Origin of the sequence: Sulfurovum sp. (assembly GCF_041551015.1) — a bacterium.
GTDB lineage: Bacteria > Campylobacterota > Campylobacteria > Campylobacterales > Sulfurovaceae > Sulfurovum.
In genome coordinates this window covers 1-13,671 of sequence record NZ_JBFENQ010000036.1, presented here as the reverse complement: position 1 = coordinate 13,671, position 13,671 = coordinate 1, and the positions used below count along the sequence as shown (strand labels likewise).

Genomic DNA, 13,671 nt, shown 5'->3' with positions numbered 1-13,671 from the left:
CAAGGTTCTTTTCTACAGAAGGGTCCGGATGGTGATTTGGAAAAGTACCGTCCGGTTCAAGATAGAGTCCTGTATAATTAAATTTCAAAGCATCAAAAATATCTGTTATAACAGTGTCTGCAACACCATTACCTCCATCTAAAATTATTTTTTTAGGGAAGCCTTTAAGGTGATCAAACTCGTTTACCATAAAGTTTATATAAGGTGTTTTTACATCTATATCAGTTTTAGTTGTATTGTTTTCAATGACAATATCTTGATTTGCTACGATCTCATCACCTAGGGCATAAATATCAGCCCCAAAGAAAGGACTTTTATCAATGGTCATTTTAAAACCGTTATATTCGCTGGGATTATGTGAACCCGTGATCATAATGGAAGCATCTGTAGTGATACCATCAAAATCAATGTAGTTGCTATAGTAGTTGACTGGAGTAGCCACCATACCCATATCTAACACTTGACATCCAGCTGCATTGAGCCCAGAAGTCAGATAGTCTCTTAGGATGGGAGAGTGAGACCTTGCATCATAACCGATGGAAACGACTTTGTCCCCAGCAATTTTTTGACCTAGATAATAGCCTATAAGTTTAACAGATTTTTCATTGAGTTCTTTTTCAAAAATCCCACGGATATCATATTCTCTAAATATACTTTTTTCTATAGCTTGTGCCATTATTTTTCTTCCTTATATCCATTTGGGTTGTTTGATTGCCATCGCCAGCTATCTTCGCACATCTCCTCGATGCTTCTCGTAGCTTCCCAACCTAGGATCTCTTTGGCATAGCTAGGGTCTGCAAAACACTCTGCTATATCACCAGCTCTTCTTGGTGCAATCTGATAGGGTACTCGTTTGCCTGACGCTTTTTCAAAAGCCTTGACCATGTCGAGTACAGAGTAGCCCTTTCCCGTACCTAAGTTGATGGTCATAACTTGATCGAAAGTATCAATTTTATCCAGTGCTTTGACATGCCCATCTGCGAGATCCATCACATGAATGTAGTCTCTTACTCCTGTACCATCATGTGTCTCATAGTCATCTCCCAAAACATTCAAATGTTCTCGTTTACCTACTGCCGTTTGGGCGATGAAAGGCATAAGATTGTTGGGAATACCATGAGGATCTTCGCCTATAGTTCCTGAAACGTGTGCTCCTACAGGGTTAAAGTATCGCAGTAAAACTATTTTCCATGTGTCATCTGAAATATAAAGGTCTTTTAACATCTCTTCTATGAAAAGCTTACTTCTGCCATAAGGATTGGTAGTAGAGAGAGGGAAATCTTCTTTGATTGGTGTGGTATGTGGGTCACCGTATACGGTAGCTGAGGAGCTAAAGACAATGGATTTGCAATGGTGTTCAGTCATCACTTCACAAAGTACAATGGTACCATGAATATTATTGTCATAATATTTGAGAGGATCTGCTACGGATTCTCCCACTGCTTTAAGACCGGCGAAGTGGATGACTGCATCTATCTTATGGGCATTAAATACTTTGTGTAGATCATCCTTGTTTCGTATATCACCTTCTACAAGTGTAATATCTTTCCCTACAATTTTTTCAACTCTTTTAATACTCTCTTTTGACGCATTGGAAAAGTTATCGAAGACTATAACATTATATCCTGCTTCTATCAGCAAAATACAAGTATGTGATCCTATGTAGCCGGCACCACCGGTGACTAATATATGCATAGGGAAGTTCCTTTTTTTGAAGCTAAAAGTATATCACTAAAAACTAAGTTTCATCCCACCATAAAAGCTGTTATTGAAAGTTTGATCGTTAGTATCATACTCTGTACCTATATTACGGTAACCTGTAAAGAGATGAACATTGGTGATAATTTCCATATCAGCCTCTACCCTGAACTCAGTATAGCTTTCTGCATCACTAAATGCGAGAACAGAAGGTGCATATGCAAGAGTTGTCGTGAGTGAAGTAGTAGGTATGCTGTAATTTAAGGGGAGCGTATACTTTGCTTTTGCAAAGAAAGGAATAGCGATAAAATCATCAGCAAAAACAGATTTTATCCCTAATCCAAGTGCAAGCCCTTCTACGCCCTGAAAAGTACTTTCTGCACTGACACCTACAGTCGTTAAGTTGTCACCATCAGTATGAAGATAAGAAGCATCAAGCGTATATGAAGTACTATCTGAATAGTAGGCTAAAGCATTGAGATCGATAGAAGCACTTACTTCCAGATCTTCATCGTTGATGTTAATTCCAACATTGCTTTGGGCATGAAGCAGCCCAAGCGAAAGAAGAGAAGTGATACAGAGTTTTTTGAAGTACATAGTAAACCTTTAATATTTATTCATATAATACTATCACAATTTTCTTTACAGATACTAATCAGCAGGTCGATAGTTTTTTTCTTTTTCACGTTTTTCTTGTTTGATTTTTTCTTTATATGCTTTTTTCTTTTTTTCCATCATAGCAGCATCTTGCAAGTCTTCTTCATTGTCGTAACGTACCGCATCTATGAATTTGCTATGGTCGTCAAATTGTCCTGTTCTCACTGCCCAAATTAAAGCTATCAAGCCTATAGCACCTAAAAATGTAGAGACCCCTATCATTAAAATGACTATATTTTCTGACATTATTTATCCTTAAATTTTAAACTTTTTATACGCATTGAATTACCAACTACAACTAGTGAACTCAAACTCATGGAGAGTGCTGCTACAAGTGGATTGACAAATCCCATGACGGCCAGTGGAACAGCAACGACATTATACAACAATGAAAAACCAAGATTTTCTTTGACTGCACCAAAGGTTCTGCGTGATAGCTTATAAGACTCGTAAATACTTTCAGGTTTTTCATCTAAAAGCACGATATCACTTACAGAGATGGCAACATCTGCACCATTTCCCATTGCTATGGAGATGTTTGAAGAAGCAAGAGCGATGGCGTCATTGATACCGTCTCCAACCATAACCACCACATGTCCATCTTGGTGAAACTTGTCTATCATAGCTGATTTGTCTTGTGGAAGAAGTTTGGCATAGACTTCATCTACACCTACTTCTTGTGCTACTTTTTGTGCACTTTGTTCATGGTCTCCTGTAAGCATAACAACTTTAACACCTAACTCCTGGATGTTTTTTATAGCGTTAGCTGCTCCTTCCCTAATGGTATCGGTCAGTTCAAAACGTGCAACAAGTACATCATTTATGGCAAAGAAGAAGAGAGCATTTTTTGAATCTGTATTCACTTCCAGATTTGAGGCTTGCATTAGTGCAGCATTTCCACCAAGAAGCTGTTGGTTTTTATAACTGGCTTTGACACCTTTTGCTTCGATACTTGTGATCTCTTCAAGTGTGTAACTTTCTAATTCATCATGTTTAGATTCAAGGTATGCTTTGATCCCTTTTGAGATAGGGTGGTTGGATGTACTTACAAGAGAGTAGAGTAAAGAGGGATCAAATACTTCAAAATAGTCTGATTTTACTACAGAGGGTTTACCTTCAGTAATGGTGCCTGTTTTATCTAAGGCAAGTATGTCACTTTTTGCCATAGTTTCAAGAAATGAAGCTTCTTTAAAAAGAATACCTCTTTTTGCAGCCACAGAGATACCCACAAGAGTTGCCATAGGTGTAGCCAAACCTAAAGCACAAGGACAGGCTATGACGATAACAGAGATACCTACGATAAGTGCCTGTTCAAAACTATCAGCCCAAAAGTACCACCCCACAAAAGTCAGTAGAGCTATAATGAGGATAACTGTAGAGAAGTATCCGGATACAGAGTTTGCCAATTGTTCTATACGCGGTTTTTTTGTGATGGACTCTTCAAGCAGATTGACAATGGAGGTCAACATAGAGTTTGAAGCATCTTTTATTGCACTATAGTGTACAACAGAGTCTAAGCATAGAGAACCGCTTAAAATAGTGTCATTTTTCTCTTTATAGACAGGTTCATTCTCTCCTGTGAGTGAACTCTCATCAAAAGAGCCTTGTCCCCAAGTCACTTCACCATCTATAACTACTTTTTCACCGGGTTTAAGTTCGATGATGTCTCCCACGACGATATTTTCAATACTCACCAGTGACTTTACCCCATTTTTAAGGGTTGTTACTTCAGTTGGTGTACTTCCCATAAGACCATCTAAGGTATCAACAGCATGTTTTTTACTCAGTACTTCAAGGTATTTTCCTACAAGTACAAAAGTGATGATCATCACCACAGAGTCAAAGTAGACTTCGCCTCTTTGACTGATCATCGCATAGATAGAGTAAATGTAGGCGGAAAGTGCACCTGAAGCAACAAGGGTATCCATGTTGACAATGTTGTTTTTATAGCCATAGTAGGCACCTCTGAAAAAGATCCATCCAGAGTAAAAGAGTACAGGTGTAGCCAATATAAACTCAGCAACATTGAGGATGTCTTTAAAAGATTGTTGTATCCCCCCAAAATATCCGGCATAGTGTGCAACAGCCAACCACATAATGTTCATAGACCCAAAAACAGCCACTAAAATACGAGAATAATATGTTTTTCTTGTACTGATGGCACGTTCTTCTTGAAGTTTTGGGTCATAAGGATAAGCGTTATAACCAATAGAACGAATCGTTTCTATAATTTTAGAGAGTTTGATGATCTCAGGATCCCATATGATCTTAGCTTTGTTGTTGGTATAGTTGATACTGGTTTCAATGACACCATCTGTTTTATGCAGTACCTTTTCATTGAGCCATACACAGGCAGAACAGTGTATACCTTCTATTATGAGGTTAATTTCACACAGTCCATCTTCATGGGTAGTGATGTACTTGTTTTTAAATCCTTCTAAGTCAAACTTTTCCAGATCTTCATTGCTTTGTATGGCAGGTTGAAGTTTGGTATCACCTAACTTGTCATAGAAGGTATCCAACCCTTCAGAGTTCAATAGATGGTAGACACCTTGGCAGCCTTTGCAGCAGAAAAAGAGTTGTTTGTCATTCTGCTGTTCTGCGATCATCACTTCTTCAGGGAAAGTGAGATTACAGTGGGTACATGTTATGTCTGCCAAATATGCTTCCTTAATTGATTGTAATATGTCTATTTTTGTCCACATTACGAGAAGTCTATATTTTATCTAAATATGGGTAAAATCTTCTATGGAAAATGCACTCTTATTTACGATCATCCTTCTTTTTGCAGAACTTTTTGAAGCATATATTCAACGTGCCCAAACACTTTTAGGTGTTTTGGAAAAACTCTATGCTTATTATCAAAAAAGTATCTTTCTGTTTTTTCTCATACAGCCAGGATTTTATTTTATACTATTTGTGGTACTTCTTACCGGGGTATTGAATGTAACTATGGTATTTCTTTTAGCGATTAAAATTTTTGATATATTTTATAAAATAGAATTGATTAAAAAAGTGTTTATAGAGCGTGAAGTATCCCCAGAGTTAGCACAAATGTTAGAATGGAAAATGCCTTCAATGTTTTTTTTGATGGGAGCCGTGTTGTATCCACCATTATTGTTTTATGCTCTAACATAAATTCATGTGATTGGTCACAGAGCCAGATGCTGAATCTGACATAGTGTCAACGTAGTCTGTTGAGCTTTGCTCAAGAGGCGTCCTTTAATTATAATTTCAGCCAAAAAGGATTATAATACTTTAACTACACGTAGCATATCGTATGGCTAACGTACAATCTCCATAATGCATATTCAAAACAAGAGGAAATATGAGCGATAATAAAAAATCTTCTAATGGCAATGCTGCCAACAGAAAAAACAGAACACATGTACCAGTAGATGGCTACAAAATAGAAAATCTCCAACAACTTCCACTCACAGAACTTGTGACCATAGCAAAAGAAGTAAAAGTTGAAAATCCAAATGAATTTCAGAGAAAAGATCTTATTTTTGAAATCCTTAAATCACAAGTAAACCAGGGTGGATTTATACTCTATACGGGTATTCTTGAAGTCATGAACGATGGCTTTGGTTTTTTGCGTTCTATAGATGGAAATTTTGCCAACTCAAGTAATGATACCTATGTAAGTGGCACACAAATTAAACGATTTGCACTGAGAAATGGTGATATCGTTACAGGTCAGGTACGCTCACCTAAAGACCAAGAGAAGTATTATGCACTTCTTAAAATTGAAGCGATTAATTATGTGGCTCCAGAGAAATCAAAACAGAGACCTCTTTTTGAAAACCTCACACCACTGTATGCAAGTGAACAACTCAAGCTTGAGTATAATCCTATGAAAATGACAGGACGTGTACTTGATCTTTTTACCCCTATAGGTAAAGGACAAAGAGCACTTATCGTTGCACCTCCAAGAACGGGTAAAACGGAATTACTTAAAGAGCTTGCACATGGTGTGACACATAATAATCCGGATGCATCTCTTATGGTACTGCTTGTAGATGAAAGACCGGAAGAAGTAACAGATATGCAACGTTCAGTTAAAGGTGAAGTGTATGCTTCAACATTTGACCTCCCCGCACAAAACCATGTAAGAACAGCCGAAATGGTGATAGAAAAAGCCAAAAGACGTGTAGAGATGGGTAAAGATGTCATCATTTTACTTGACTCTATTACCAGACTAGCACGTGCCTACAATACTGTAACACCAAGTTCAGGTAAAGTACTTTCTGGTGGTGTAGATGCAAATGCACTGCATAAACCAAAACGTTTCTTCGGTGCAGCAAGAAATATAGAAGAGGGTGGTTCTTTGACCATCATTGCTACAGCACTTATAGATACTGGTAGCCGTATGGATGAAGTGATCTTTGAAGAGTTTAAAGGTACAGGTAACTCTGAAGTGGTTCTCAGTCGTCATGTATCTGAAAGACGTATCTATCCTGCTATCGATGTAACGAAGTCTGGAACAAGAAAAGAAGAATTGATGATGGATCCTGAAACCCTTCAAAAAGTATGGGCATTAAGAAATGCAATGCAAAACATGGAGGAGGTAGAAGGACTTAAATTCCTCTTCTCTAAAATGATGAAAACCAAAACAAATGAAGAGTTTCTTTCTATGATGAACGAAGGTGCATAGGTAATCAGCATGAAAACAATTTATTTTGTTTCTGAGTCGATAGACAAAGCTTTTACGAGAAATCATTTAGTGATTTCCATGCATCAGTCTGTTGGACTAGAAGTGAGGGGCACCCCAGGGGCATTTCCTAATGGGGTAATCGAAGAAGGGCTTTGCCCATCTTCAGGGAGATAGGCATAATGCGTATTGGTGTTTTTGATTCTGGTTTGGGTGGTTTGACGGTTGTTCAAGCCATGACCCAAGTGATCAAAGGTGCACAGATCTTTTATGTAGCAGATACCAAAAATGCACCTTACGGTGAGAAAACCCCAGAACAAATTTTACAATACTCTCTTAATATCACTCAATATCTGATCAATACCCATAACATAGATGCACTGATATTGGCATGTAATACAGCCACTTCTTCTGCGATTAAACATTTGCGTGAAACGTATCCCTCACTTATCATAATCGGTACAGAACCCGGCATCAAACCTGCTATAGAACAGACAAAAACAGGTAAAATAGGTGTTTTAGCTACACCGGCTACACTTCAGGGAGATAAATATCAGAAGCTGGCACAGACACTCTCCTTACAAAAAAGTGTTGATATTTATGAACAGGCCTGTCCCGGTTTGGTTGAACAGATAGAAAAAGGCGAGATAGAGAGTGAAGAGACAAAAGCTTTATTGGAAAAATGGCTCACACCTATGCGAGAGAATAATGTAGATACTATTGTGTTAGGATGTACGCATTACCCTCTTGTAAGTCAAAGTATAGAAAATATTATGGACTGTAATGTGAGACTGATTCATACAGGTGAAGCTATATCCAAACATTTACTTACACTAGGAACCCAAAAAGGACATCTCAATGAGGGTGACTTGCAGGTACATATTCACACTACCGGTGAGATTCAAATACAAATTATAGATAGTATTATTGAAATATATGAAAATATACATTTAATAGAAATTTAAAGCGATGAGGATTTTTTTCGGATTTTTCTTAGTTTGCTACTTAATTATACATTAGTTAAAGTTATTTCAAATTATATTTTTATGAAAAATGGCTACTATAAACTTATCTATGATAAAATACTTCCATACGGTTTTACTGTATGTAAAAAGCCTAATTTGTTGTGAAGCAAGTGCAGAAAAGTTATGGGACTCAGAAACTTGATCTTTGAGTTTGCCAGACTACCAATTTGAGGATAAAAAATGAAAAATTTGTTAGAGAGCTTTGCTATATTGCTTGTTGGACTTTTGTCTATAGGTATCGTATATTTAATTGTACAGTACAACATGATCGATGATCAAAATTTCATAGACCCATTAGATAAGACTGCATATGAAATGCCAACTGATGCTGAGTTAGAGGAAGATGATGACCTCGATAATGAGGAAGATGATATCGATACAGATGAAGATGCTGACTTAGAGAAAGAGGAGTAAATGAAGTCAGAGTAGGACTTATAGTCCTACCGCTTCTCTTACTTTTAGCATCTTGTCATTTGCGATGGCTCTTGCTTTTTTAGCACCCTGTGCCAAGATGTCATTTACTTCATCCATATGGTTGAGGTAATACTCTCTTTTTTCCCTAGCTTCACTCAACTCTTCCCAAATCAACTCTTTGAGATATTTTTTGAAGTGACCATATCCTTCTTTACCGCTTTTATAACGTTCTTGTAGCTCAAGCTTTTGTTCATCATTTAAGAAAAGTGAAGCAAGTGCATAGATATTGTCTCCTTCATATTCCAGTGGTTCCCCTAATGGAGTTGAAGATGATATGATCTTATTACACCTTTTTTGCAATGGCTTTTCATCCATAAAAAGATCGATGGCATTATTATAACTTTTACTCATTTTTTGTCCATCAATTCCAGGGATCGTAGCAACATCTTCCTGTACAATGTGCTCAGGAAGTGTAAAGACCTCTCCATACTCATTGTTGAATTTTATCGCTATATCCCTTGTCATCTCAACGTGTTGGATCTGGTCTTTTCCTACGGGTACTTTTTCAGTGTCTAACATAAGTATATCTGCAGCCATAAGTACAGGATAAGAAAAGAGTGCATGATTCGCAGCAATACCTTTTGCTACTTTGTCTTTGTAAGAGTGTGCACGTTCTAGCAGTCCCATAGGGGTGAACTTGGAAAGTATCCAGTAAAGTTCAAGTACTTCAGGCATGTCACTTTGTACCCAAAATGTTGTTTTCTCCGGGTCAATACCAACTGAAAGATAGTCAACAGCGGCATCTATTGTGTGCTGCTTAAGCGTAGCTGCATCTTTTGAAGTGGTCAGTGAGTGATAGTTGGCGATAAATGTAAAAAGTTCATGCTCTTCTTGAAGCTCAACCATAGGCTTCATCGCTCCAAAATAGTTTCCTATATGAAGTTTTCCTGAAGCTTGTATTCCTGTAAGTACACGCATGTGTCATCCTAAAATTATTTTAGGAGATTATAGCGAAGTGTTAGTAAAAAAACCTATTCATCGTCATCAAACCGTTCACCACGTTTACGTGCAACGATATCCAAAGGTACACCTTCAAAGTCAAACTTACTACGAAGAAAATTTGCCAAGTAACGTTTATAGGAGAAGTGTATGAATTCCGGTCGGTTACTGATAAGGGCTATTTTAGGTGGCTTTGTCTCATACTGTGTTGCAAACTTGATGTTGACGACGGCACCATTGTGTGTTGGTACATGGTGTCTTCTTATGGCTTCACGTATGGTATCATTAAGTTCAGAAGTAGGGATACGTTGTGTATATCGTTTATAGATTTCAGTGACTTGATCAAGTATTTTGTTGACACGTAGGCCTGTTTTTGCAGAGATGGTAATGAGTGGTGCATAGTGCAAGAATTTCATTTCATCACGAATCTCTTCTACAACTTCCTCATAGGTTTTGTCTCCATGTATGTCCCATTTGTTGACAACGATAAGACAAGCCAATTTATATTTCTCAATGAGTCCTGCAACCCTTTCATCAAGCTCTGTAACACCTGCGGTTGCATCTATCATCAGCAGTACCAGATTTGCTTTTTCCAACATTTCTGTAGTACGTGTAAGTGCATACTTTTCGATACCAACAATTTTACTTCTTCTTCTGATTCCTGCAGTATCGACAAATGTGATTTTATAGTCATTGTGTTCAATCATCTCATCGATAGGATCAATGGTAGTACCGGCAACATCAGAGACAACAGAACGTTCTTCACCTAAAAGTGCGTTAAGCAGTGAACTCTTACCGGTGTTGACACGGCCGATGATGGCGACTTTGATCTCATTGTCAACTTCTTCTTTTTTGACACTGTTAATATCCCGGACTATTTCATCGAAAGGGTCTACTTCTGTATCTTCTGTGAGTTCAAGTCCTTCAGGTTCTTCTTCTTGTGCAGGGATGAGTTCTTCAAGCCAGGCATAGAAGTCATTAAAGTAACGGTTATGACTTACTGACATAGGGAATGTTGCATCCGCACCAAACTCTAAAAATTCCCAGTAACGTTCCTCTTCTTTGTCATTGTCAATTTTGTTGACAACAAGTGCAAGTGGTTTACCCATTGCTTGAAGTTTGTAGAAGAGTTCTCTGTCTTCTTCTGATGGCAATGTTTTACCATCCACCATGTAAATGATAATATCTGCCATATCGGCAGCTTTCAGTGCAAATTCGGCTACTTTGGAAAAGAGTTCTGAAGAGTAGTCGATCCCTCCGGTATCTATTATTTCAAAGTCACGGTTCCCTGAAATAGTTACGATACGTTTCTTAATATCTCTTGTGGTTCCTGAAACATCTGCAGTGATGGCATCTCTTTGTCTTGCCAAACGGTTGAAGAGTGAACTTTTTCCTACGTTTGGTCGGCCTAATATGGCTACTTTTTTAAGTTCTTGCATAAATATAATCTTTCTTAATAATTGTTAGAATTATAGCATATTTTCTTCAGGCATCTGTTCCACGTAAATAGACTGAGAAGGAAAGGCAAAACTTGATCCATTATCTTCAACGATTTTCATGATTTTCAGATGAATATCTTCACGTATATTTAAGTAGCGTTCCCAGTTGGAAGTGTTGGTAAATGTATAGATAAAGATATTGAGTGAAGAGTCTCCAAAAGATTCAAAGTTGACGAGTAAAGTATCTTTCTGGGAAATTTTCTCATGATTATGTAACATAGCTCTAATTTCTTGTACTATGGTATGCACCTGATTCCTACTGGTACCATAGGTAAGTCCTATATGCATTTTAATCCTACGAACACCTCTGCGAGAGAAGTTTTCTATAGGAGAATTTGAGACAATTTGGTTAGGAACAGTGATGAGTGATTTTTCAAAGGAGCGTATTTTGGTTGTACGCATACCTATATCTTCTACAGTACCTTCTACTCCTCCGACTTTGATCCACTCACCAATACGGATAGATTTATCTGCAAGCAAGGCAAAAGAGCCAAACATATTTGACGCAGTATCCTTCGCAGCAAGAGCAAAAGCAAGACCTCCAAGTCCAAGAGAAGCAACAAGAGCAGTCACATTTATACCCCATACTTGAAGCATCGCACCTAGACCCAGTGCACCTACAAGGAATTTGACTATTTTAAGTATGAAATTACCCATCTCTTTGGCAAGATCTGGATTAAATTTTTCTGTAGCATGATGAAATAATCCCCGCATGGATTCCAAAACGGAGATAATGGCCCAGAATATAGTGTAGACAACCAGTGTATTGAGAATATTTTTAATTAATTCGGTTTCTTTGAAAATAAGTAGGAAAAAGAGGTGTGTTCCTATCAGTATGAACGCAAAACGTACCGGGTCTTTCAGTGCAGAGATGATCTTATCATCATGGTATGTATTTGTATATTTAGCAATTTTTTGAAGGGTACCCATAACAATAAGCGTAAAAAGTTTTCGAAAGAGCAAAAAGAGTAAAAAAACTGATATTGCTGCTAAAAGATTGGCTAAAGGAATGTCCCAAAATGTGTTTGCTAAAAAAGGATATTTTTCATACAGAGGCACTAGCATTGTTTGTACGGTTCCTTCAAGATTCATTGATAGACCATCTATCACATTTAAATCAATCGTTGCATTCAGCTCAGTTGTATTCACTTCCGTTGTTGGCATTTTTATGTTATCCTTCACTTTTTATACATATAATTATAGTAGAATTTGATATAAGTTCAGATAGAAAAGGATAGATGTGTTAAGAAGAATTTTTATAGCAGTTGGTTTATTTTTATTTTTAGGAAGTTTTGCTTCAGCGAAGGTGACTCAGTTAAACTATACAGCAACCTTTGGTATATTTGGTACGGTAGGAACCATTCAAAACACACTTACACAGAATCATAAAACCTATAAGATTGAGACAACAGTCATCGTAGAAGGACTGGCAAAAGTACTTATGCGTAGCCCAACTGAGCATTATGTTTCTAAAGGACATATGGAAAATGGGTTGATGGTCAGCGACTCGTATCAAATGATAAGTACGAAGAGCGATAAAAAAGTAAGTAAAGAGTATCATATCAATCACAAAGGTAAGTATGTAACAAAAAGATATAGAAAATGGCGTAATGGGAAGTTAATTACAGACCGTACTGAAAAACTTAAATTTTATGCTAAAAATGATCTCTTGACACTCTATTTTAACTTAGGTAATGCTGTGAAAAAAAAGGGTAAAAAATATATTTTTAAAGCTGTAGGTCTTGAAAAACAAGATGGTAAAGTACAAATTACTGCACCCAGTGATGCAGATGCAGCACCTTATATAAAAGAATTAGGAACAGGTGCAATGCTTTACGCAAAAGCGCTTATTCATCAAAAGAATTTTAGAAAGAAAAAAGGTGATATCTTGCTCGCTGTTGCAAAAGACGGATTTATATCTAAGTCTGTGATCAAAGATATTTTATTTTATGGGGATGCTCATCTTAATAGAATCAAATAGTATCAGCATGTAAAACAAAGTCAATCACTTTTTGATCTGACATTTCACAGGGTTTTAACATTCCACCCTTTATACTTGGATGGTAGTTTCCGCTGACAATGTCATTTCCTCCTAACTCTTCAGCATAGATCTTGAGAAGTTTACCATCCAACAGTGTCTCTTTTCTTAGTAGATATCGTTTGCCAAGATAACGAACATCATTGGCACCATTGGGAATGGCTAAAAGGTTTGTATAAAATTCTGTATTATTCATAAATGTATTATGCTACACTTTCACAAAATTAGCAAATGTGGCTTTGTATATGCAAAAAATTTTTAGAAAGAATTAGGATAATCTTTGAGAAAAATGATTAAAAATATGGATAGAGGTATCCTTTTGATGCTGTTGGCTTCGCTCAGCTTTGCACTTATGGGTGGTTTTGCCAAAGTCGTAAGCCAAGTACTACCTCCTGTTGAAGTCACATTTTTCAGAAATATTTTTGGCGTCATTCTCGTAGGATTTGCCATTTACAAAGTCCCATTGAAACAAACAGGAGGCAAACCCTTCTTACTTCTTTTCCGTGGTTCCATGGGCTTTGCAGCTCTTTTGGCGTATTTTTACATTATGGCGTATATACCTCTTGGAGAAGCAGTGACATATAACAAAACCTCACCGATATTTGTGGCTATGTTTGCATATCTGTTTTTAAATGAGAAGCTACATAGAAGTGCCTTACTTGCCATTATCATAGGATTTATAGGGAT

Annotated in this window: 14 protein-coding genes and 1 pseudogene; 6 read left to right on the top strand and 9 right to left on the bottom strand. The window is 37.2% G+C overall.

Annotation, left to right across the window (positions count from 1 at the left end; all coding sequences use genetic code 11):
- The 5 genes and pseudogenes from ABZC96_RS03810 to ABZC96_RS03790 form a co-directional block, all read right to left on the bottom strand.
- Positions 1-676, bottom strand: a pseudogene (locus ABZC96_RS03810) (phosphomannomutase/phosphoglucomutase); the annotation flags it as partial.
- A complete protein-coding gene (gene galE, locus ABZC96_RS03805) occupies positions 676-1,695 on the bottom strand; it encodes a UDP-glucose 4-epimerase GalE (protein ID WP_373029198.1) in 1,020 nt (339 codons plus the stop codon). The pseudogene ABZC96_RS03810 and the gene galE, both read right to left, overlap by 1 nt.
- Before the next feature lie 36 nt (positions 1,696-1,731).
- Positions 1,732-2,295: a YfaZ family outer membrane protein gene (locus ABZC96_RS03800; RefSeq protein ID WP_373029197.1), complete on the bottom strand. Its 564-nt coding sequence runs from the start codon at positions 2,293-2,295 to the stop codon at positions 1,732-1,734.
- A 54-nt stretch (positions 2,296-2,349) separates the two neighbouring features.
- The gene (gene ccoS / locus ABZC96_RS03795) at positions 2,350-2,601 is read right to left on the bottom strand and encodes a cbb3-type cytochrome oxidase assembly protein CcoS (protein WP_373029195.1); all 252 of its coding nucleotides are present in this window, start codon (positions 2,599-2,601) and stop codon (positions 2,350-2,352) included.
- Positions 2,601-5,015 (bottom strand): heavy metal translocating P-type ATPase, encoded by a 2,415-nt coding sequence (locus ABZC96_RS03790; RefSeq protein WP_373029193.1) that lies wholly within the window; start codon positions 5,013-5,015, stop codon positions 2,601-2,603. The genes ccoS and ABZC96_RS03790 overlap by 1 nt, the downstream gene beginning before the upstream one ends.
- Positions 5,016-5,103: 88 nt before the next feature.
- Between ABZC96_RS03790 and ABZC96_RS03785 the strand changes: the two genes are divergently transcribed.
- From ABZC96_RS03785 to ABZC96_RS03770, 4 genes are all read left to right on the top strand, one after another.
- Complete coding sequence (locus tag ABZC96_RS03785; RefSeq protein ID WP_373029191.1) at positions 5,104-5,493, top strand: hypothetical protein; 390 nt, start codon at positions 5,104-5,106, stop codon at positions 5,491-5,493.
- Between the two features lie 190 nt (positions 5,494-5,683).
- Positions 5,684-7,012, top strand: a complete 1,329-nt coding sequence (rho, locus tag ABZC96_RS03780) for a transcription termination factor Rho (RefSeq protein WP_373029190.1) — start codon at positions 5,684-5,686, stop codon at positions 7,010-7,012.
- A 179-nt stretch (positions 7,013-7,191) separates the two neighbouring features.
- On the top strand, positions 7,192-7,974 hold the full coding sequence (murI, locus tag ABZC96_RS03775) for a glutamate racemase (protein ID WP_373029189.1): 783 nt from the start codon (positions 7,192-7,194) through the stop codon (positions 7,972-7,974).
- 240 nt (positions 7,975-8,214) lie between these two features.
- The gene (locus ABZC96_RS03770; protein ID WP_373029187.1) at positions 8,215-8,448 is read left to right on the top strand and encodes a hypothetical protein; all 234 of its coding nucleotides are present in this window, start codon (positions 8,215-8,217) and stop codon (positions 8,446-8,448) included.
- A gap of 18 nt (positions 8,449-8,466) precedes the next feature.
- Here ABZC96_RS03770 and trpS read toward each other — a convergent pair whose 3' ends face one another.
- The 3 genes from trpS to ABZC96_RS03755 are packed head-to-tail and all read right to left on the bottom strand — an operon-like array spanning position 8,467 to position 12,110.
- Positions 8,467-9,426 carry a tryptophan--tRNA ligase gene (gene trpS, locus ABZC96_RS03765; protein ID WP_373029185.1) on the bottom strand — a complete coding sequence of 320 codons (960 nt, stop codon included), beginning with the start codon at positions 9,424-9,426 and terminating at the stop codon, positions 8,467-8,469.
- A gap of 53 nt (positions 9,427-9,479) precedes the next feature.
- Entirely contained in the window at positions 9,480-10,886 is a 1,407-nt protein-coding gene (der, locus tag ABZC96_RS03760) for a ribosome biogenesis GTPase Der (protein WP_373029183.1), read from the bottom strand.
- A gap of 30 nt (positions 10,887-10,916) precedes the next feature.
- Positions 10,917-12,110, bottom strand: coding sequence for a mechanosensitive ion channel family protein (locus ABZC96_RS03755; RefSeq protein WP_373029181.1), 1,194 nt, complete (start codon positions 12,108-12,110; stop codon positions 10,917-10,919).
- Positions 12,111-12,186: 76 nt separating this feature from the next.
- Here ABZC96_RS03755 and ABZC96_RS03750 point away from each other — a divergent pair, with 76 nt between their 5' ends.
- Positions 12,187-12,927 carry a DUF3108 domain-containing protein gene (locus ABZC96_RS03750; RefSeq protein ID WP_373029180.1) on the top strand — a complete coding sequence of 247 codons (741 nt, stop codon included), beginning with the start codon at positions 12,187-12,189 and terminating at the stop codon, positions 12,925-12,927.
- Here the strand turns inward: ABZC96_RS03750 and ABZC96_RS03745 are convergent.
- Entirely contained in the window at positions 12,920-13,180 is a 261-nt protein-coding gene (locus tag ABZC96_RS03745) for a peptide methionine sulfoxide reductase (protein WP_373029179.1), read from the bottom strand. The genes ABZC96_RS03750 and ABZC96_RS03745 overlap by 8 nt on opposite strands.
- A gap of 93 nt (positions 13,181-13,273) precedes the next feature.
- On the opposite strand from ABZC96_RS03745, the gene ABZC96_RS03740 reads away from it, so the two are divergent.
- Positions 13,274-13,671, top strand: a 398-nt coding sequence (locus ABZC96_RS03740; protein ID WP_373029199.1) for a DMT family transporter, incomplete at its 3' end; no start/stop codon positions are given.